The 20,886-nt window shown below is 40.0% G+C and carries 17 protein-coding genes; 14 read left to right on the top strand and 3 right to left on the bottom strand.

Going from position 1 to position 20,886, the window contains the following annotated elements:
• From AC1DUW_RS02410 to rbsB, 11 genes are all read left to right on the top strand, one after another.
• Positions 1–1,509: a pyridoxal phosphate-dependent decarboxylase family protein gene (locus AC1DUW_RS02410; protein ID WP_053348345.1), complete on the top strand. Its 1,509-nt coding sequence runs from the start codon at positions 1–3 to the stop codon at positions 1,507–1,509.
• The gene (locus AC1DUW_RS02415) at positions 1,509–3,314 is read left to right on the top strand and encodes an IucA/IucC family protein (RefSeq protein ID WP_477641942.1); all 1,806 of its coding nucleotides are present in this window, start codon (positions 1,509–1,511) and stop codon (positions 3,312–3,314) included. The genes AC1DUW_RS02410 and AC1DUW_RS02415 overlap by 1 nt, the downstream gene beginning before the upstream one ends.
• Positions 3,304–3,888 carry a GNAT family N-acetyltransferase gene (locus AC1DUW_RS02420; protein ID WP_056522045.1) on the top strand — a complete coding sequence of 195 codons (585 nt, stop codon included), beginning with the start codon at positions 3,304–3,306 and terminating at the stop codon, positions 3,886–3,888. The genes AC1DUW_RS02415 and AC1DUW_RS02420 overlap by 11 nt, the downstream gene beginning before the upstream one ends.
• The gene (locus tag AC1DUW_RS02425) at positions 3,863–5,191 is read left to right on the top strand and encodes a lysine N(6)-hydroxylase/L-ornithine N(5)-oxygenase family protein (RefSeq protein ID WP_053348348.1); all 1,329 of its coding nucleotides are present in this window, start codon (positions 3,863–3,865) and stop codon (positions 5,189–5,191) included. The genes AC1DUW_RS02420 and AC1DUW_RS02425 overlap by 26 nt, the downstream gene beginning before the upstream one ends.
• Positions 5,192–5,213: 22 nt before the next feature.
• Positions 5,214–7,025, top strand: coding sequence for an IucA/IucC family protein (locus AC1DUW_RS02430; RefSeq protein ID WP_477641934.1), 1,812 nt, complete (start codon positions 5,214–5,216; stop codon positions 7,023–7,025).
• A gap of 240 nt (positions 7,026–7,265) precedes the next feature.
• Complete coding sequence (locus AC1DUW_RS02435) at positions 7,266–8,252, top strand: LacI family DNA-binding transcriptional regulator (protein ID WP_053348350.1); 987 nt, start codon at positions 7,266–7,268, stop codon at positions 8,250–8,252.
• Positions 8,249–9,133, top strand: a complete 885-nt coding sequence (rbsK, locus tag AC1DUW_RS02440; RefSeq protein WP_053348351.1) for a ribokinase — start codon at positions 8,249–8,251, stop codon at positions 9,131–9,133. The genes AC1DUW_RS02435 and rbsK overlap by 4 nt, the downstream gene beginning before the upstream one ends.
• Positions 9,130–9,522 (top strand): D-ribose pyranase, encoded by a 393-nt coding sequence (gene rbsD, locus AC1DUW_RS02445; RefSeq protein WP_477641935.1) that lies wholly within the window; start codon positions 9,130–9,132, stop codon positions 9,520–9,522. The genes rbsK and rbsD overlap by 4 nt, the downstream gene beginning before the upstream one ends.
• An 18-nt stretch (positions 9,523–9,540) precedes the next feature.
• On the top strand, positions 9,541–11,022 hold the full coding sequence (locus AC1DUW_RS02450) for a sugar ABC transporter ATP-binding protein (RefSeq protein WP_477641936.1): 1,482 nt from the start codon (positions 9,541–9,543) through the stop codon (positions 11,020–11,022).
• 1 nt (position 11,023) lies between these two features.
• Positions 11,024–11,968, top strand: a complete 945-nt coding sequence (locus AC1DUW_RS02455; RefSeq protein ID WP_053348354.1) for an ABC transporter permease — start codon at positions 11,024–11,026, stop codon at positions 11,966–11,968.
• Positions 11,969–11,983: 15 nt separating this feature from the next.
• The gene (gene rbsB, locus AC1DUW_RS02460) at positions 11,984–12,904 is read left to right on the top strand and encodes a ribose ABC transporter substrate-binding protein RbsB (protein WP_053348355.1); all 921 of its coding nucleotides are present in this window, start codon (positions 11,984–11,986) and stop codon (positions 12,902–12,904) included.
• A gap of 357 nt (positions 12,905–13,261) precedes the next feature.
• Here the strand turns inward: rbsB and gdhA are convergent, their stop codons facing one another.
• On the bottom strand, positions 13,262–14,644 hold the full coding sequence (gene gdhA, locus AC1DUW_RS02465; RefSeq protein WP_477641937.1) for an NADP-specific glutamate dehydrogenase: 1,383 nt from the start codon (positions 14,642–14,644) through the stop codon (positions 13,262–13,264).
• Between the two features lie 161 nt (positions 14,645–14,805).
• Between gdhA and gltC the strand changes: the two genes are divergently transcribed.
• From gltC to AC1DUW_RS02480, 3 genes are all read left to right on the top strand, one after another.
• Positions 14,806–15,708: a glutamate biosynthesis transcriptional regulator GltC gene (gene gltC, locus AC1DUW_RS02470; protein WP_477641938.1), complete on the top strand. Its 903-nt coding sequence runs from the start codon at positions 14,806–14,808 to the stop codon at positions 15,706–15,708.
• A gap of 610 nt (positions 15,709–16,318) precedes the next feature.
• Entirely contained in the window at positions 16,319–17,311 is a 993-nt protein-coding gene (locus AC1DUW_RS02475) for a PTS sugar transporter subunit IIC (RefSeq protein WP_053348846.1), read from the top strand.
• A gap of 110 nt (positions 17,312–17,421) precedes the next feature.
• The gene (locus AC1DUW_RS02480) at positions 17,422–18,621 is read left to right on the top strand and encodes a class I SAM-dependent rRNA methyltransferase (protein ID WP_477641939.1); all 1,200 of its coding nucleotides are present in this window, start codon (positions 17,422–17,424) and stop codon (positions 18,619–18,621) included.
• A gap of 78 nt (positions 18,622–18,699) precedes the next feature.
• Here AC1DUW_RS02480 and AC1DUW_RS02485 read toward each other — a convergent pair whose 3' ends face one another.
• Together AC1DUW_RS02485 and AC1DUW_RS02490 are read right to left on the bottom strand one after the other, a co-directional pair.
• The gene (locus tag AC1DUW_RS02485; protein WP_053348359.1) at positions 18,700–19,380 is read right to left on the bottom strand and encodes a lysoplasmalogenase; all 681 of its coding nucleotides are present in this window, start codon (positions 19,378–19,380) and stop codon (positions 18,700–18,702) included.
• 138 nt (positions 19,381–19,518) lie between these two features.
• Positions 19,519–20,787 carry a dicarboxylate/amino acid:cation symporter gene (locus AC1DUW_RS02490; protein ID WP_053348360.1) on the bottom strand — a complete coding sequence of 423 codons (1,269 nt, stop codon included), beginning with the start codon at positions 20,785–20,787 and terminating at the stop codon, positions 19,519–19,521.
• Positions 20,788–20,886: the final 99 nt, after the last annotated feature.

A 20,886-nucleotide genomic window follows, 5' to 3' on the forward strand; every position in this document is an offset into this window, starting at 1 on the left:
ATGATTGAAACGATTAATAAAACTAATTTTGCTTATTCTCCATTTTTCTTGAATAACGAGGCCGGTTTCAATAATTACACCGATTCTTTAAAAATCATCGAAAAAAGACTTACCGACTTTTTAAAAGAGAATAATCAGCCGTATTCTGGGAAAAAACCGCATGAAATAGAAGCGAGATTAAATGAGCTATCCCTTGGTTCTATAAAAGGGGAGACATTGGAAGGTGTCGCAGCTGAACTAGCTGAGTTTGTTATTAATGACAGCATCAATGTACACAGCCCTACCTGTATCGGACATTTGCATTGCCCGACACTCATACCTGCAGTGGCTGCCGAAATGATTATCAGTACTCTAAATCAATCAATGGATTCCTGGGATCAAAGCTCAACCGCAACCTTTATTGAAGAGCGTTTAATAGATTGGTTGTGCACTCAGGTAGGTTTTTCTGATAAAGCGGACGGGATTTTCACAAGCGGTGGAACCCAATCTAATTATATGGGACTGTTATTGGCGAGAGACGCCTATTGTAAGCGTGTCTGGGATATAGATGTACAGCAACATGGTCTGCCAACCGAAGCAAAAAAACTGCGGATTTTATGCTCGGAGGCTGCCCACTTTACGGTTCGTAAATCCGCGGCACAGCTAGGGCTTGGTGAACAGGCGGTAATAACGGTTAAAACGGATTCTAATCACCGTCTTTCTATAGATGAATTGAATCGTCAGCTTATGATTTTAGAGGAGCAGGATTTACTTCCATTTGCGATTGTTGCCACATGTGGAACAACGGATTTTGGTTCTATAGATCCATTACATGAATTGTCTGCAGCTGCAATGGAAAAAGGGTTATGGCTGCATGTGGATGCCGCTTATGGCGGAGCGATGATTTTAAGTCGGGATTTCAAAGAATTAATCAATGGAATTGAACTGGCTGACTCAATTACGGTTGATTTTCACAAATTATTCTATCAACCAATCAGTTGCGGTGCCTTTCTTGTCTCCGACCGCAATTCGTTTCAATATATCCAGCATCACGCCGATTACTTGAATCCACAGGAAGATGAAGAGGAGGGGATGGTCCACTTAGTCAATAAATCGATTCAAACGACAAGAAGATTCGACGCGTTGAAGCTTTGGATGTCATTAAAGGTTGTTGGACTCGATACATTTGCTGAAATGATTGACTATACTTGTCATCTTGCACGCGAAGTGGCTGCGAAGATCAATAAAGCAGAAGGATTCAGCGTATTAAATAAAAATCCCGAATTGAATGCAGTTATATTTCGTTATAATCCCGAAGGAAAAAGTGATCAATTAGTAAATCTTCTAAATAAACAGATTCAGCAAGAATTACTAAAGAGCGGACGTGCATTTTTGGCAAAAACTCGTTTTGATGGACAGGTTTATTTAAAGATGACTCTATTGAATCCAATGACAAAGCTTGAACACATAGAGGAAATCATAGATGAGATTCGGGTATTAGGTGAAATGTTCAAGATGATGGAGGAATGATGATGAATAGTAAGCAAATAGCTGAACGGGCGACGATGCAAAGCTTTCTGAATTGTTATTTCCGAGAAACTGGGAATTGCAGTCTAGAAGAAACAAAGAACTGGCCTGAACTGGAGGGTACTGTACCGACTTCTTTATTAGTCAGTAATCTTGCATCCCAAGATATTGCATTGCTTGTTCCACTAAAGTATTGGTCGGAAACGGGGCGTCATATTATATCCTTCCCGGTTTACTACCAAACGGCGTCCAAACAAGTGCGTGAATTAGACTACGTGACAATGGTTTCAGCCGTGTCTAAAGAATTATTAAATGAACAGGGCCGAACAGATAGTGAAGATGAATTGATGTTGCGTGTCATCCTAAGTAGCCAAAATATTCAACGCTATGTGGAAGCACGGAGAGAAGACTTTGATGCACTTCAAAGTCCTGACTTTACATACATCGAAGCAGAACAGTCCCTTCTATTTGGTCACTTGTTCCATCCAACACCGAAAAGTAAGCAGGGAATATCAGATAGGGATGAATGGAACTATTCACCAGAATTAAAAGGGGAGTTCCAGCTTCATTACTTCCTAGCAGATTCATCGATTGTCATCCAAGACTCTAGTGAAGTCATATCTGCAAGTGAGATCATTAAACAGGAATTAGCCGGCGATTTGGAGATTTCCAGTGGATTCCGTGACACGTATTGCAAAAAAGAAAGCCCATATATCATTATTCCAGGGCACCCGCTTCAGGCAAAAGAACTAGTCGAAAAAGAAGAAGTCAAGAAGTTAATTGAGCTAGGACTACTAATCTATGCAGGCCCGCTTGGGAAAAAATTCACGGCCACTTCTTCATTCAGAACAGTCTATAGTGCTACATCGAAATATATGTATAAGTTTTCCGTTCCGGTTAAAATCACAAACTCGTTACGTGCAAATCTGCAAAAAGAACTCGATCGTGGTGTTGAAATCGCGAAATTAATAGATTCCAAAGTGGGCGATGATTTAAGAAAGCAGCACCCGTCCTTCCGCGTCATAAAGGACCCTGCTTATCTAACAATCAAAACAACTGAACAAGATTCAGGTTTTGATGTTGATATTCGGGAAAATCCTTTCTATGAAAACAATAAACAAGCAAGCCTGATTGCAGGTCTATGTCAGGACAATGCCTATGGTGCACCATCAAGGCTTGGAGCGATCATCCGAAAATTAGCAGAAGAAGAAAACCGTAGTACTGAAGAAGTAAGTAAGGATTGGTTTAATACGTATCTTTCAATGACACTAAAACCGATGCTTTGGCTGTTTGAAGAGTATGGAATTGTTCTAGAAGCCCATCAACAAAATTCAATTATCCAGCTTCAAAATGGGTACCCATCCACTTTTTATTATCGAGATAATCAAGGGTATTACTATTGTGAATCAAAAGTAGACCGGCTGATGAGCATCCTGCCTGAACTAAGTGAAAAAAGCTTCACAATTTGTTCTGATGTAGTTGCTGAAGAAAGACTTCAATACTATTTCTTCTTTAATCACTTATTAGGCATAATCAACAATTTTGGTACGGAAGGATTAGCATCAGAGCAGACACTATTACAGCTCGTTCAGGAACAACTAGAATCTAGTGGTAAGGAAAGCAAAGATGAAGGATTGAACCGAGTTGTCTCGAGGTTGCTTTATGAACAAGAACTACCTTGTAAAGCCAATTTACTGACGCGTTTTCATGATATGGACGAGCTTGTTGGCTCACTTGAGACACAGTCAGTTTATACGACCATTGAAAATCCGTTCGCGCAGGGGGTTTTAGCCACCTATGAAAAATAGTTATGAAGAAAAGCTGAAAGACCGTAATCAGCAGCTTTCTTTTGTCAAAGTGGAATTTGAGCGGGATATTGATACTCTGCATAGTTGGATGCACGAAGATCATGTGATCCCCTACTGGAACTTGAATTTTTCAAAAGAAAAATTTGCTGTTCATTTGCAGAAAGCGTTGGCTGATACACACCAAACACTATACTTGGGTTGCCTGGACGAGATCCCAATGAGCTATTGGGAGTCGTATTGGGTAAAAGGCGATATCATTGAAAAATATTATGAGGCTGAGGAGGGTGACCAGGGTATTCATTTACTCATTGGTGATCCCGAGTATCTTGGAAAAGGACTAGCTTTGCCATTTTTACGTGCAATGGTGAAATTCCAACTACTGACTTCTACCACAAACAAAGTGATGGCAGAACCGGATATCCGGAATGCAAAGATGATTCATTTATTTGAAAAATGCGGCTTTACCCCAATTAAAGAGATTGAACTCCCTGACAAAACAGGATTACTTATGTCATGTACGCGGGAGAATTTCGAGAGGAAGTGGAAGTATGGAGAAGCAACAATCTATCTATGATGTGGTTGGAATCGGGATAGGTCCCTTTAACCTTGGACTTGCGGCCCTTTTAGAGAAAACCCCGGAGCTAAATGCCGTCTTTTTTGAGAAAAAGCAGGAATTTAATTGGCATGAAGGGATGTTGCTTGAAGGGACGACACTGCAGGTACCATTCTTTGCTGATCTAGTTAGCATGGCAGATGTGACAAGCCCATATAGTTACTTGAATTATTTACAGCAACATGACCGGCTTTATCATTTCTACTTCCTTGAAAAATTCTTGATTCCGCGAAAAGAATATAACGAATATTGCCGCTGGACYGCGAATCAACTTGATAGCTGCTGTTTTGGAAAAGCGGTAGAGGCGCTGGAGTATATTAAGGATCAAGAGGAATCTTTCTATCAGATCAGTGTGAGAGATGAAAAAACTCAACAGATTGAAGTCTATTATAGCCGTCATATAGTCATGGGAATTGGCAGTGCTCCAGCTGTACCGTCTGCATTTAGTCCATATATGGGAGAGAGCATCCTGCATTCGGCCGATTATTTACGGAATAAAGAAAATGTCTTAAAGAAAAAATCCATAACAGTTGTTGGATCCGGACAGAGTGCGGCCGAGGTATTTGAAGACCTACTGAATGAGCAGGAGAACCATGGTTACCAGCTAAACTGGTATACAAGATCCAAAGGTTTTTTTCCTATGGAATATTCAAAACTTGGGTTGGAATACTTCACTCCAGATTACCTAGATTTCTTTTACCGGCTGCCTCAGGAAAAGAAAGATGACATTCTGCCAAAACAGGATCTGTTGTATAAAGGAATCAGCGCGAAGACAATTGCTGCGATCTTTGACAAAATGTATGAAAAGTCTATTGGAAATGCAGAACTTGCCATTGAACTTAGGGCAATGACAGAAGTTGCAGCCGTAAAGCCAACTGAAAATGGCTGGACATTGAAATGTCGACAGTGGGTGGAAGAAAGCGAATTTGATGTGAACACAGAGGCGGTCGTTTTTGGTACTGGCTACAAATCAACCGTGCCGGCATTCCTTGACAGTATGGAAGACCTCATAGTCCGCGATGAGTTCGGCAGACTTGAAATTACTAAAGACTATCGAGTTGGTACGACCGTATCTACACCAAATCATCTTTTTATTCAGAATGGCGAGATACATACGCACGGCGTGGGCGCACCTGATTTAGGATTAGGGGCATTCCGGAACTCCATTATTATTAATCAATTAGCAGGAAAAGAGATTTATCCATCTGAACCAAAAGGAGCTTTTCAATCATTCCGTGTAAAAGCACCAGTCATGGCCTATTAATAGAAAGAAAGGGAGTCAATGTATGCAGTTCATAAATGAAGTGGAAAAGGCGGTTACAGAAAAAAATTGGTCGATAGTAAACCAAAACTTGCTCGCTAAAATGATTTCCGAGTATATGTATGAAGATATAATCCATCCAGCTGTCTTGAACGAAGATGTAGCAGGAAACTTATATGAGTTAAAGATAAATGAGGAAAAATCTTATCAATTTTTAGCCTTGCCTCGTCTTTTTGACAGTTATGATGTACAGGCTGAATCGATTAAAGTATTTGAAGCAGAACAAACCAGACAAGCAAATGATGCCATTCAATTCATTTTGGACCTTCAGCCGTTAATCGGGATGACTGCAGAAACAACGGGCCATTTAATCAAAGAGTTCCATCATACGTTGATTGCAGACCTGCAATTACTATCTAAACCGGAACAAAACGCGGATGATTTAGTCGAACTGGACTATGCGCTACTTGAAGGAGAAATGAGCGGTCACCCTTGGATTGCCTATAACAAGGGAAGAATTGGATTCGGTTATGATGATTACTTGAAATTCGCTCCAGAAAATCAGGAGAAAATTCAGCTATCATGGATTGCCGTTCATAAAACAAGGGGTGCATTCAATTCCATCCAAACGTTATCCTATAAGCAATTGATGGAAAATGAATTAGATGATGAAACCCGAAAAGTATTTGCAAACAGATTGGCAGGGAAAGGGTTAAAGGAAGAAGACTATTTTTACCTGCCAATCCATGAATGGCAATGGAAGAATGTAATCATTCAGAATTTTACCGATGATTTGGCTAAAGGTCTGATTGTAGCTTTAGGAAACGGCCCTGATGAGTATCTTCCACAGCAATCGATTCGGACGTTTGTTAATGTTTCGAATAAGAACAAACATCACGTCAAGCTACCAATGAGCATTTTAAATACGTTGGTCTACCGTGGATTACCAGCAGAGCGTACTGTCATTGCACCAAAAATCACAGAGTATATTAAGAACATTTACAATAATGATTCGTTCTTAAAGGAAGAATGTAAAGTAGTACTTCCTGGTGAGGTGGCCAGTTTAAATGTGGATCACCCATATTTTTCTAAGCTAAAGAATGTACCATATCAATATTTAGAGATGCTAGGCGGTATTTGGAGAGAAAGCATATACAGTTATATGGAAGAAGGCGAGAAGCCTATTACACTTGCATCCCTTTTGCATGTGGACCACGAAGGAAAGCCGTATGTGGAAAGCCTGATTGAAAAATCCGGATTAACTACGGAGGCCTGGACAGCCCAATTATTCGACGTCATTCTTTCACCATTGTTACATTTTATCTATCAGTATGGGGTTGTCTTCTCACCGCATGGCCAAAATACAATTTTAGTATTGAAGAATTATAAACCGCACCGGTTGGCAATCAAGGATTTTGTAGATGATGTAAATATCAGTGATCAGCCGCTTCCTGAATTAAGTATGCTTCCTGATAATCTAAAAAAGGTACTAAGAAGCGAAGCTCCGGAGGGCCTGGTTCAATTCATTTTCACGGGACTATTTATCTGTCATTTCCGTTACTTGTCCACACTTCTTATGAGAAGGAACCTATTGGATGAGAATGTCTTTTGGGAAGGTGTCGCTCGAGCAATCCTTACACATCAGCAAAAATTCCCACAATTGCAGGATCGTTTCGAGACATTCAATTTCTTTGCACCTAAATTAACCAAACTCTGTCTGAACAGAAACCGTATGCTTCAATACGGATATAGTGATGGCGAAGATCGTCCGCATGCATCTGAGTTTGGGTATGTAAATAATGCTCTTTACGAAAAGTTACCTGCAAACACACTTTAAATGTAAAGTTGGCTCAGATATTTGAGCCAGCTTTTTCGAATTTTTTGTTTTCATAACTAGAGATGTGAAAGGAACCTTTATGTTCATTATTCATCAAATGTATACCTAAGAAAGGATTGTGTTATGCTTTTTGGTTCAAATTACCTAATGAATATCTGTGGAATAGGACTTGCCGTCCATATGAATTGGTGATAAGCTAAATATGTAAACGGTTACACATAATATATTGAGGTGGATATATTGGCAACTATTCGGGATGTTGCAAAGGAAGCGGGAGTTTCCGTGGCAACGGTTTCAAGAGTGATGAATGGCAGCGGATATGCACATGAAGACACAAAGAAAGTGGTCATGGCAGCTGTTGAAAAGTTAAATTATAAACCGAATGAAGTGGCAAGATCCCTCTATAAACGTAAATCTAAATTGATTGGCTTGATTTTACCTGACATTACTAATCCCTTCTTTCCAGAAATGGCAAGGGGCGTTGAGGACTATCTGCAGAAATTTGGATATCGATTAATATTTGGGAATAGCGATGAAAAGCGAGATAAGGAAATAGAATATATTGACACCTTTCTACAGAATAATGTAGTGGGCATGATTGCATCAACAAGTGAAGAGACAAATGAAAATTTTGATAATCTAGAAATTCCTGTTGTCCTTCTTGATCGTACAGCAGAGGAGTTACCAGCCGTCTATTCGGATCAAAAAACAGGCGGTAAATTGGCAGCTCGTGTATTGCTCGATCGAGGTAGCACAAACATCGTCCTTATCAGGGGACCAGTCGAAATAAAGCCTGTTTATGAACGGTACATTGCAGCATTGGAAGAATTGGAGCAAGCGGAAGTGAATGTCCAAGTCATGGATTCATCTCTTACCCTTCAAGGTGGACAAATTTGTGCGAGACAGTTGTTTGAGCAGTATCCGGAGACAGATGGAATCATTGCCTGTAATGATATTGTTGCAGCAGCCGCCCTACAAGAAATCTTGAAAAGGGGAATAAGAATCCCTGAAGATATTCAATTGATAGGTTACGATGATATCGCATTCACAGCGTTATTACATCCTCCGCTATCGACAATTCGCCAGCCCGCCTATGAGATGGGGGCACAAGCAGCAAAACTGTTAATTAAAAAGATCAATCAGGAAAAGATAGAAGAAACGCACAAAAAGCTTCCAGTTTCTTTTGTGGAAAGACAAACAACGAGAAGGAAGGCGGAGAAGCCATGATAAAAATTGCAGTAGTAGGAAGTTCTTCAATGGACTTAGTGGTAACATCAGCTAAGCGTCCTATAGCAGGGGAAACAGTTCTAGGAGATTCTTTTATAACAGTTCCTGGAGGAAAAGGGGCCAATCAGGCCGTGGCCGCAGCTCGTCTTGGTGCGGAAGTAACAATGATTGGATGTGTAGGAGATGATTTTTATGGAGAGATCATCTTAGAAAACCTGAAAAAAAATCAGGTAAACACGAAGTATGTGGAACCGGTTACAGGTGCTATGTCAGGTACAGCTCACATTACCCTTTCAGAAGGTGATAACAGCATTATTGTCGTTAAAGGAGCAAATGATTCCATCACTCCTGAATATGTACAAAAAGCGAAAAAAATCATCGAGGAATCAGATATCGTCATGGTTCAGCAGGAGATACCAGAGGAAACTGTTTTATACCTTGCTGAATTATGTGAAAAACTCCAAAAGAGATTACTTTTAAACCCAGCACCTGCACGTAAGATAAGCGAGGCTGTTATTCAACAGTCATCATTCATTACACCGAATGAACATGAATTCGAAATACTATTCGGTGGAAGAGACCGGACGGAAGTTTTAACAGAGTATCCAAATAAATTATTTATTACAGAAGGTAAAAATGGCGTCCGTTATTTTGACGGGCATGAAGAGAAGGTTGTCCCAAGCTTTGTGGTTGAAGCAGTCGATACAACAGGTGCAGGGGATACATTTAATGCTGCACTCGCGGTTGCTGTTGCAGAAGGAAAAAGTTTTGACGACTGTCTGTTATTCGCAAACCGGGCTGCCTCTATTTCTGTTACGAAGTTAGGAGCTCAAGGAGGTATGCCGACAAGGGAAGAAGTCGAAAGGAGCTTTGAAGAATGAAACGTCATGGAATCATCAATAGTTCAATAGCCAAAGTTCTTGTTGACCTTGGGCATACGGATTATATTGTCATAGGTGATTGCGGCCTCCCGGTACCTTCAGGAGTGCTTAAAATAGATCTAGCCTTAAAACCTGGAACGCCTTCATTTCAAGATGTTGTTCGTGCCGTTCATGAAGATATGGTAGTCGAAAAAGTGATTGCCGCCACTGAGGTGAAGGAGAAGAATTCAAAGCAGCATCAATATATGGAACAGCAATTCGGAAATGCGATTGAATATGTTTCCCATGAGGATTTTAAAAGGCTGACAAGTAAAGCAAAGGCAGTAATCCGTACAGGAGAAACGACGCCGTATTCAAACTGCATTTTGCAGTCTGGAGTATTTTTTTAAATAAAAGAGGTGAAGAGCATGCAAATTGAAATGAAAAATATTTATAAAGCATTTGGTCAAAACAAGGTATTGGAAGGCGTTCAGTTTTCTTTAGAGGCTGGAGAAGTCCACGCACTTATGGGAGAAAATGGAGCCGGAAAATCGACCTTGATGAACATTTTGACCGGGCTGCATAAGCATGATCAAGGGACTATTGAAATTAATGGTAAAGAAACCTCATTTAAGGATTCAAAGGAAGCGGAAGAAGCGGGAATGGCCTTTATCCGTCAGGAATTGAATATTTGGCCGGAAATGACGGTGTTAGAGAATTTATTTATCGGCAGGGAAATGGTAAATGCCTTCGGTGTCCTAAGAAATAAACAAATGAAAGCGCGGGCAAATGAGATCTTTAAAATGCTTAATATTTCCCTTCCTTTTGATAAGGAAGCAGGGCTTTGTTCCGTTGGAGAACAGCAGATGATTGAAATTGCTAAAGCGCTTATGACGGATGCCGAAGTCATCATCATGGATGAACCAACCGCGGCCTTAACTGATAGAGAAATCGAGAAGCTCTTTGAAGTGATGAAGGGCCTTACCAAAAAAGGCGTGTCTCTTGTTTACATCTCTCACCGAATGGAAGAAATCTTTTCCATTTGCGACAGAATCACCGTGATGCGTGATGGAAAAACTGTCGATACGAAAAGAATTAAAGATACAACTTTCGATGAAGTTGTTCAAAAGATGGTTGGCCGGGAGCTAGAGGATCGTTTCCCTCATCGTGAAGCCCATCTAGGTGAAGTAGTCCTTGATGTAAAAGGACTAACTAAAAAGGGGCTTTTTGAAGATATCCATTTCGCTGTCCGAAAAGGTGAGATTGTGGGCGTGGCCGGATTAATGGGAGCCGGTAGAACAGAAATAATGCGTGCCCTTTTCGGGGTTGATCAAATAGACAGCGGTGAGATTACTGTTGAAGGTAAGAAAGTTTCCATACGAAAACCAACGGATGCAGTTCGCTACGGTTTAGCTTTCATCACGGAAAACCGTAAAGAAGAGGGCTTGATCCTGGACTTTTCAGTACGAGAAAATATCGGCCTGCCGAATTTAAAAAGCTTTGCTCCTAGTGGACTCGTAAAAACGGAAGATGAGAAAAAATTTGCAGAGATGATGATCAAGCGACTTCACGTGAAAACATCCTCTACAGAAACGATCATCGGTAATTTATCCGGTGGGAATCAACAAAAGGTGGTTATTGCCAAATGGATTGGCACTTCGCCTAAAGTATTGATTATGGATGAGCCAACCAGGGGAATTGATGTTGGAGCTAAACGTGAAATTTATGAATTAATGAATGAATTAACAGAGCGCGGTATCGCCATTATTATGGTTTCGTCAGAGCTCCCTGAAATCGTTGGGATGAGTGATCGAATCCTTGTTGTTCATGAAGGTAAAATTGCCGGGGAACTGAAAAAGCAGGAAGTAACACAAGAAAAAATTATGGCATTGGCGACAGGAGGGAACTAGGATGAAACTTGAGGCTACAGGGAAAAGCGGGATTTGGCAGAAATTTGGTCCGTTACTCGCCTTGATTTTATTATTTATCGTAATAACTGTTTTAAATCCATCATTCATGGAACCAAATAATATTTTGAATTTATTGCGTCAAACCTCTATTAATGCGCTTATTGCATTTGGGATGACCTTTATCATTTTAACAGGTGGAATAGATTTGTCCGTTGGTTCCATACTGGCTCTATCCAGCGCACTTATGGCTGGAATGATGGTCTCAGGATTAGATCCAATTTTAGCAATATTAGTAGGAGTTCTACTGGGTACACTAATGGGTGTAATTAATGGAATTCTTGTTTCAAAAGGGAAAATGGCACCTTTCATTGTGACGCTGGCTACGATGACAATTTTCCGTGGATTAACGCTCGTCTATACAGATGGAAAGCCAATTACAGGAATTGGTGATTCAGAACTGTTCCAAATGCTTGGGAGAGGATACTTCCTTGGGCTGCCGGTTCCAGCGGTTGTGATGATTATTGCTTTCTTTATTCTATGGTTCCTACTTCATAAAACATCATTTGGCCGTAAAACGTATGCAATTGGTGGAAATGAAAAGGCTTCCCGTATATCTGGGATTAAAGTAGATCGAGTAAAAGTAGCCATTTACGGGCTGGCAGGTACTATGGCAGCGATTGCTGGTGCCATTTTAACATCCCGTTTGAATTCGGCACAACCAACAGCTGGTCAATCCTATGAGATGGATGCCATTGCTGCGGTAGTGCTTGGCGGAACAAGCCTTTCAGGCGGTAAAGGCAGGTTGTTCGGTACACTAGTCGGTGTTCTGATTATCGGTACTTTGAATAATGGTATGAATTTACTAGGTGTATCTTCTTTTTACCAACAAGTGGTAAAAGGTGCAGTTATATTAGTTGCGGTTTTACTTGACCGTAAAAAATCATAAGTTGAGGTGTAATCAATGAAAAAAATAGTATCGTTGTTCATGATTCTTTCTTTAATGGTGTTAGCTGCCTGTTCAATGGATTCGGGTCAAAAAGATGATAAAAAAGAAACCAAAGACTCTATGGAAGACGTGAAAGTCGGAGTCAGTATTTCAACGTTAAACAATCCATTCTTCGTTTCTTTAAAAGATGGTATTGAAAAAGAAGCAAAAGAAAAGGGCATGAAAGTTACAGTTGTTGATGCACAGGACGATACAGCAAAACAAATTAGTGGGATTGAAGATTTAATTCTTCAAAAAGTAGATATCCTTCTTGTTAATCCAACAGACTCAAGCGCAATTTCTTCAGCTGTTCAATCAGCAAACGAAGCGGGTATTCCTGTTATTACAATTGATCGTTCTTCTGAAGAAGGGGATATCGAAACATTCATCGCTTCCGATAACGTGGCTGGTGGAGAATTAGCTGCAGAATACCTAGTTAAAGAGCTTGGCGAAAACGCAAAAGTAGTGGAGCTAGAAGGCGTTTCAGGTGCATCTGCAACTCGGGAACGTGGTAAAGGGTTCCATAATATTGCTGACAAGCAATTAGAAGTGCTGACAAGTCAAACGGCAGAATTTGACCGCACAAAAGGTCTTAACGTTATGGAAAATATCCTACAAGGTAAAAAGGACATTCAAGGGGTATTCGCTCATAATGACGAAATGGCTCTAGGAGCTATTGAAGCAATCAAAGCAGCTGGTAAAGACATCATTGTTGTTGGCTTTGATGGAAACGATGATGCTTTAAAGGCTGTTGAAAACGGTGAGCTAAAAGCGACGATCGCTCAGCAACCGGCTCTTATCGGTAAAGAAGCGGTTAATGCCTCCGAAAAAGTCTTAAAAGGTGAAAAGGTAGACGAAACCATATCTGTTCCATTGAAATTAGTTACTAAAGAATAACAGTTTTAGTGAGAGTGTCGGAATTTTTCCGGCACTCTTTTTGTAGATCAATGATTCAATCCTATACAACCAAGTTAGTTTGATGCTAATGTGGCGGCTAACCATACAAAGTTCATATTAATCAGTTGTAACCTCTTAAATCATGCTACAGGTGAATATATTGAACGGTTATAATTTAACGTTCACTACTATTAGGATGTGAACTTTTTACGTTTAGGGACTTAAGTAGTGGAAAGAGGATTTTAAGGTTATTCAGCACGGATTGAAATGAACGATTACCTGCAGAAGATGTAATTACTCTTGTACAAAAAATAAGGCGGCCCATGTTGGGACCGCCTCCTGAAATTTAACTTATTATTAGAGTATGCCTTGAGTCAGCATAGCATCTGCTACTTTTAGGAATCCAGCAATGTTGGCTCCGACAACTAAGTTACCAGGTTCACCGTATGCTTCGGCTGCTTCTACACTGTTTTTATAAATGTTTTTCATGATACCGTGTAGTTTTGTATCGACTTCTTCAAATGTCCAAGGCATTCTAGCACTGTTTTGGGCCATTTCAAGTGCAGAAACGGCAACACCACCTGCGTTAGCGGCTTTGGCTGGTCCGAAAAGGATGCCATTATTAAGGAATACGTCAATAGCCTCAAGAGTTGATGGCATGTTAGCACCTTCTCCGATTGCTTTCACGTTGTTTTTAACAAGCAATTTTGCTGCTTCTTCATCAATTTCATTTTGTGTTGCACAAGGAAGGGCGATATCGCATGGTACAGACCAAATTCCGTAGCTTCCTTCATTGTATTCAGCTTCGGGATGAGCATCGACATACTCACTCAAACGTTTTCTTTCTACTTCTTTTAAACGTTTAACTGTATCTAGGTTCAGACCATTTTTGTCATATATATAGCCATTAGAGTCGCTGCATGCAACAACCTTAGCGCCCAGCTGTGTAGCTTTTTCAATGGCATAAATGGATACATTACCTGATCCTGAAATAACAACTGTGCTACCATGGAACTGTAATCCTTTGTCTTTTAGCATTTCTTCGACAAAGTAAACCGTCCCGTATCCAGTCGCTTCTGTACGGGCTAAGCTTCCGCCGTAACTTATGCCTTTACCAGTTAAAACACCCGCATGGTAGCTTCCTTGAATCTTTTTATACTGACCGAATAGATAACCGATTTCTCTAGCCCCTACTCCGATATCCCCAGCCGGTACGTCTGTATCCGGACCGATATAGCGAGCCAGTTCTGACATGAAGCTTTGGCAAAAACGCATGATTTCAGCGTCTGATTTTCCTTTTGGATCGAAGTCAGATCCGCCTTTTCCTCCGCCAATTGGCTGTCCTGTAAGAGAATTTTTAAAGATTTGCTCGAAACCAAGGAACTTGATAATACTTGAGTTTACTGTCGGGTGAAAACGTAGACCGCCTTTAAATGGCCCAATAGCACTGTTGAATTGCACGCGGAAACCACGGTTGACTTGTACATTTCCTAGGTCATCAACCCAAGAGACACGGAAGGTAATCATTCTTTCTGGCTCAACGAGTCTTTCTAAAATCCCACTATTCATATAAATAGGGTGTTTTGTAAATACTGGTACTAATGAAAGAAATATTTCTTTTACGGCTTGATGGAATTCACTTTCGTGAGGATTACGCTCCTTTACCTGTGCGTATACTTGACTTACAAACTCTTTGGCAACATGTAATTCCTCTTGCTCAACTTCATGTGTCGTTGACATTAATTTTCCTCCCCTTTTTTGGTAATAAAGTCATGAAAATATATTTGAATATATATATAGGTTTTTATGTGATAATTTCATGATATAATTTAAATTTGAAAGAAACAATCTGAATATTAGATAAATAACATGCTGTTTTGATATGAAAGAAGGAGCTTACATTGGAATTAAGACAAATCGAATATTTCATTGAAGTGGCAAAGCGGGAACATATGACGGAAGCAGCAGTGGCTTTGCATGTTGCCCAGTCTGCAGTCAGTCGTCAAATTTATAACTTAGAAGAAGAATTAGGTGTGCCTTTATTTATCCGCGAAGGCCGGAAGATTAAGCTGACGCCTATAGGACATACATTTCTAGCGAGTATGGAACAAGCTCTGGATATCATTGATCGTTCAAAGCGTGAGCTGGCTGAGAGCTTAAATCCGGAAAAAGGAACAATTCGTATTGGCTTTCCAAGTAGTTTAGCTTCCTATATATTGCCAAAGGTTATTTCTGATTTCAGAGAGATTTACCCGGAAGCGAAGTTCACCTTGAAACAAGGTTCATATCGCTACCTGATCGATTCTGTTATAAAAGGAAATATTAATATGGCCTTAATTGGGCCTCTACCGATGAACGAAAAGAAAATTCACGGAGAAACTCTATTTATTGAGAACTTAGTTGCTCTTTTGTCAGAAAGCCATCCTTTGGCCTTGAAGAAGTCATTAAGCTTAAATGAACTTCAAGGAAATCCGTTCATCGTATATCCTAAGGGGTATGTTTTACGTGATATTGTTATGAAGGCGTGTAAACTGCACGGTTTCGAGCCAGAAGTTGCATTTGAAGGAAAAGATACTGATGCTATAAAAGGTCTAGTGGCAGCAGGACTTGGCGTAACCTTAATACCAGAAATCTCTCTGATTGACAGCTTGCCTCGTTTTACAGTTAGACTGCCGTTGGATGAACCATCCGTAACTAGGGCTGTAGGTGTTATTATTCCAACTGAAAGGGAGTTAATGCCAACAGAGAAACTATTTTATCAATTCCTGAGAGACACCTTTGCAACTTTGGAAGGTTTTCAATAGAAGAAAAGTTAAAAGCTAGGCGTATGGGAATTTTAAATAGCTTTATGAAAGATCTACATTTAAACCATATCCTAGAAGAGAATCCAATTTAATTGGGTTCTCTTTCTTTATTAAAAGAGATGTAAATACTGGAAACCTATATCGGAATAATGTACTGACTATTCAGGTTGAAAAGCAGATACTTTAGAGTTTTTAATAATAAAAGGATTAATTTATTTTAAAATAATACAATATTAGATTTAATTGTATATAAAAGTAATATATACTCCATTTTTGTAAGCGTTTTTATTTTACTAGAATAAAAATACTGCTTACATTATCAGAAAATTCATGTTATTATACGAACAGACATTATCGGAGGCGGAGAATTAGATGAGTAGTAATTCAAATGAATTACTTCATATTATTATTCTCTTATTATGTTAGTGGGATTGATTATGTGGAATTGTTTGAGCCTTGCTTGTGAACTTTATAACAAGACGCTTAAGTAAAAACAAGTGGTGTACCCTTCCAAATAACAGGGATTTTTTTTTATTTATTAAATTGAATATTCTGATAATTAATAAGGAGTGGAAATTAAGTGAGCAGGAAAGAATACATCAACGATCGAATGTACAAGGCATCAACAGGGATAGCTAATGCAGTTTTGGTTACGCTAGGGATCGGGTTATTGTTTGAATCCATAGGGGGATATTTAGATTGGGAGGTCCTCCTGGCAATAGGTGGGGCCGCAAAGGTCTTACTAGCCCCAGCTTTAGGAGCAGGTATCGCCTATCAGCTAGGAGGAAATTCATTAATTATTTTTAGTGCCATGGCTTCAAGTGCAGTAGGTGGCGCTGCCATTAACAGAACTGCTGAGGGTGTCTTTACGATTGTTACGGGTCAGCCACTAAGTGCCGTTTTGGCAGCATTAATCGCAACATATGTAGGTAAGCGTCTAATTGGTAAAACGAAGTTGGATATTATGGCCATTCCATTGGCTGCAGTACTTGTCGGTGGGGTTTCTGGATATGGCCTAGCGCTTGTTACGACACCTTTCCTGACATGGTTAAGCAGTCAAATTACAGCGCAGGTCGAAGGTTCTCCATTAATTGGTTCCATGGTCATTGCATTAGTATGGAGTATATTATTGATGACACCAGCTTCTTCCGCTGCTCTAGCGATAGCCCTACAGTTAGATCCTGTTTCTAGTGCAGCAGCTTTAATCGGATGTACCGTTCAATTTGTTGGGTTCACTGTCATGTCTTATAAAGATAATGATATGGGTGGGTTCCTTGCACAGATGGTTGTTACGCCGAAAGTTCAATTTCCTAACTTAATCAAAAAACCATTATATGTCGTCCCGCCATTTGTAGCGGCAATCATTTGTGCTCCAATCGCTACGTTGGCATTCGATTTCCAAGTACCGTATGAGCTTGGAGGAATGGGCTTAAGTTCATTGATTGCCCCGATTGCTATCATTACAGGGCAAGGGTTATACACGTTCCTGGTTTATGTGGCGGTGGGCATGGTCTTGCCAGCTGTAATCACCCTCGCCTTACATCGAGTATTGAAGATGATGGGTAAAGTAAAACCAGGAGATCTTCATTTAGAAGTATCATAATCAAAGATTTTTAGGAAACCAGCCTGGAGAAGGAACCAGGCTGGTTTTTATTTATAAAGGGATTAGGGTAAAATGGGAAGGAAAGCAATTGCATAGATAGGATGATATATATGGGAAAAGAAATAGATATAAAAGTGAAAGCTAAGTTTGCAAATAAAATCGCCAAAGGCTTTCCCTTGATTGCGAAAGAGTCGATTGGCAATCTCAATGACCTTCAAGATGAGGGATCTTTAGTGCGTTTGGTTGACGAGAACAATCGGTTTTTAGCAAAGGGGTATTATGGGAAACAGAATAAAGGCTATGGCTGGGTATTGACTCAAAAGGAGAATGATAAAATTGATCAATCATTTTTCAATGAAAAAATCAGAACAGCGTATGATTACCGAAAGCCATTTTTTGAAGATACAGAAACTACTGCTTTCCGCTTGTTCAATGGAGAAGGAGATGGGATTGGCGGCTTAATTATCGATCATTACGATGGTCACTACGTCATTAGCTGGTACAGCAAAGGGATATATTCGTTTAAAGACTATATCATTAAGGCCCTGCAGAATACGGTCGAGGTCAAGTCCATTTATCAGAAGAAACGCTTTGATACAAAGGGTCAATATGTAGATGAAGACGATTTTGTTATGGGGGAGCAGCCGGAATTTCCGCTTCTTGTCAAGGAGAATGGGGTCCGTTTCGCTGTTTATTTGAATGATGGGGCCATGGTCGGTGTCTTCCTTGATCAGCGTGAGGTTAGAAGGACGATTCGAGATAAATATGCAAAAGGAAAAACCGTGCTGAATATGTTCTCTTACACTGGAGCATTTTCTGTATTTGCTGCTTTAGGCGGTTCCGCTAAAACGACTAGTGTGGACCTGGCGAATCGCAGTTTACCGAAAACGATTGAACAGTTCAGTGTGAATGAGATAGATCCTGAAACGCAGAATATCGTCGTGATGGACGTATTTAAATATTTTAAATATGCAGTTAAGAAGGCTCTGAAATTTGATATGGTCATTCTTGATCCACCCAGCTTTGCCAAGTCAAAGAAATTCACCTTCAGTGCCGGAAAAGACTATACGAATCTATTGAAGGATGCTATTTCCATAACAGAAAACAATGGGGTCATTATAGCGTCAACCAACTGCAGTACGTTTGACATGAAGAAATTTAAAAGCTTTATTGAGGCAGCCTTTAGAGAAATGGATGGTAAATATGAACTTATGGAAGAGTTTTCATTGCCGGCAGATTTTAAAACAAGTTCGGATTATAAGGAAGGTAACTATTTAAAAGTAGTTTTCATTAAGAAAATTAATGGATGAAAAAAGGCATTCACAGTTTAATTAGAACTGTGAATGCCTTTTATTTGTGGGGAATTGTTTCATGTGGAACGGCTTAGCTCAGAATTTGCTGGCGATAGCTCGCCCATTTTTCCGGTTGCTCGATGAAAGGAAAGCAGGTTTCGAACTGATGCTGTTAGCGATGAAAAACTGAGCTGTATAGTAGGTTAACATAATCAGTGGGCCAGAAAAGGTAATATCTTCAACAAATTTGTTCCAGGATAAAATGGAGTCAGAAATGACGAACAGCAGCCCCCCAATAATGGCGGCTACATTTCCGGTCATAAATGCCGCCCATCCCATGAGAGAAATTACCGTAACATAGCAAATGACAGGAATGATTAGGCTGTCTTCACCTTTTTCAATCAAAGAAAGTACAATTTCACGGCCTATCCAAGTGGAATAACCAGCAATGGGAAGAATGCTTGCAAATCGGATCCATGAAAAGCTCCATGTGTTGAGGAATGCGGCAATATAGAAAAGATGACCGATTAAGAAGGCGGAAAGACCAATGACAAACCAGATCAACAAGCCGTCTCCAAGCATGCAAAAGAGTAAACCGAGAAGAATTAAGAATTGATATCGAGTCCGTTTTCCCTCATTTTTCGTGTAGGCATAAAGCAAAATCAATAACATAGGAATAATCTTGAAAAGAATTTTTATTACTAAAGGCTCTTCAGGTATAAAGAAAATATATAGCAGTCCCATGAAAAGGATTACAGCAGGCAACCATTTTAACATTAAATCCCTCCTCATTCTTTAATTCTATGTAAGGATACAGAACTCCTTGCCGATTAAAAAACTACTAGAAAGACAATTTTTGAAAATAGTAAAAAAACTGACTCCAGATTGTCTTGGAGTCAGTTCGATATCAGATAATCACACCACAGAATCTTCCTTAACAAATGCCTGTTTTAACCAGTTTTTCCCCTCGACCAGTCGTGTGACAAGCATTGTGCAAACGGTGTTTCCTGTTGAGTTAAGTAGTGTAGCAGGTGCATCGATAATCGTGGAGATAACAGCAATAATCGGCAGAACTTCAACAGGAAAGCCGAATACACTTAGAATCAACATTTCTCCTATCATACCGCCTCCAGGAATGGCCCCCATAACAGCGCCGACCAAAAAGGCAACAGCCAGTATACTTAAAATGCTGGAGATGCTTGTCATATCTTTGCCAAATAAGCTGAATAGGAAAACAATTTTTAACACCCCGCCAAATACAGAACCATCTTTGTGAGTGTTAGCTCCAAGCGGGATGACCGTCTCTGCGATGTCCTTTGGCACACCCATTTTTCTGACGGCTTCCAAATTGACCGGAATGCACGCGGCACTTGAACAGGTAGCAATGGCTGTAATAGATGGTGTGAAGGCATTTTTCCAAAATAGTTTAACTCCCTCTTTCCCACCGGCGATAAAGGCATATAGGGTGAAAAAGCCGAAGTAATAAATTAAAGCTAAAACTAGATAAAGAATGAAGGCACGTGCATAGCCTTCTAAAATCTGTGGTCCTAGCTGGCCGATAATAGCCGCAAAATAAGCGCCAAGTCCGATTGGTGCATAGTACATAACAATTTTTACGATCTTCATCATAACAGCTGTACCCGCTGTTAAAAACTCAGTAATCGGTTTCGCTTTCTCGCCGACCAGTGCGGTGGATAATCCAATTAATACAGAGAAAACGATAAGTTGAAGCATATTGCTTCTAGAAAACAGTTCTGGAAAATCGGACACGGTTACAGTATTAACCAGTTGACTAAGGAAAGAAACTTCTTCAATGGTTTCTTCAGAGGAACTGCTTTCCATCAGTTCTTTAATAGCTGTCGTATCAGTGCCTTCCAAAGGATTAATAATAGTTGTCCCAATAAAACCAATTACGGCAGCTAAAGCGGCTGTAGTCAGAAAAACGACAACAATACTGCCCATGATTTTCCCGAGACGCTTCATCCCGCTCATATTAGCAATTGCAGAAGAAATGCTGAAAAATACCAATGGAACGATGATTGTGAACATTAGATTTAGAAATAAGTCCCCTAGAGGCTGTATGACTGAGGTTTTCTCACCGAAAACGACGCCCGCTATCCCACCAATAATAATTGCAGAGAGTAATACTAAAGAGGATCGATAGTTTTTAAAAAAGCTCTTCATGAAAAATTCCGTCCTTTCAGGATGAAGGTGTCAATAAATATTAAACTTCATTATCAGCTCTAGAATGAAGTTTGACAATATTTTTTTATAGGAAGGAAT

It is taken from the genome of Peribacillus sp. P4_C12, assembly GCF_056402095.1.

Excerpts from the sequence above, each read along its gene's own strand:
- AC1DUW_RS02455 (WP_053348354.1), top strand. The coding sequence starts at position 11,024 with ATGAAACTTGAGGCTACAGGGAAAAGCGGGATTTGGCAGAAATTTGGT.
- AC1DUW_RS02480 (WP_477641939.1), top strand. The coding sequence starts at position 17,422 with ATGGGAAAAGAAATAGATATAAAAGTGAAAGCTAAGTTTGCAAATAAA.
- AC1DUW_RS02430 (WP_477641934.1), top strand. The coding sequence starts at position 5,214 with ATGCAGTTCATAAATGAAGTGGAAAAGGCGGTTACAGAAAAAAATTGG.
- AC1DUW_RS02410 (WP_053348345.1), top strand. The coding sequence starts at position 1 with ATGATTGAAACGATTAATAAAACTAATTTTGCTTATTCTCCATTTTTC.
- gdhA (WP_477641937.1), bottom strand. The coding sequence starts at position 14,644 with ATGTCAACGACACATGAAGTTGAGCAAGAGGAATTACATGTTGCCAAA.
- AC1DUW_RS02475 (WP_053348846.1), top strand. The coding sequence starts at position 16,319 with ATGTACAAGGCATCAACAGGGATAGCTAATGCAGTTTTGGTTACGCTA.
- AC1DUW_RS02415 (WP_477641942.1), top strand. The coding sequence starts at position 1,509 with ATGATGAATAGTAAGCAAATAGCTGAACGGGCGACGATGCAAAGCTTT.
- rbsD (WP_477641935.1), top strand. The coding sequence starts at position 9,130 with ATGAAACGTCATGGAATCATCAATAGTTCAATAGCCAAAGTTCTTGTT.
- rbsB (WP_053348355.1), top strand. The coding sequence starts at position 11,984 with ATGAAAAAAATAGTATCGTTGTTCATGATTCTTTCTTTAATGGTGTTA.
- rbsK (WP_053348351.1), top strand. The coding sequence starts at position 8,249 with ATGATAAAAATTGCAGTAGTAGGAAGTTCTTCAATGGACTTAGTGGTA.
- AC1DUW_RS02420 (WP_056522045.1), top strand. The coding sequence starts at position 3,304 with ATGAAAAATAGTTATGAAGAAAAGCTGAAAGACCGTAATCAGCAGCTT.
- AC1DUW_RS02485 (WP_053348359.1), bottom strand. The coding sequence starts at position 19,380 with ATGTTAAAATGGTTGCCTGCTGTAATCCTTTTCATGGGACTGCTATAT.
- AC1DUW_RS02450 (WP_477641936.1), top strand. The coding sequence starts at position 9,541 with ATGCAAATTGAAATGAAAAATATTTATAAAGCATTTGGTCAAAACAAG.
- AC1DUW_RS02490 (WP_053348360.1), bottom strand. The coding sequence starts at position 20,787 with ATGAAGAGCTTTTTTAAAAACTATCGATCCTCTTTAGTATTACTCTCT.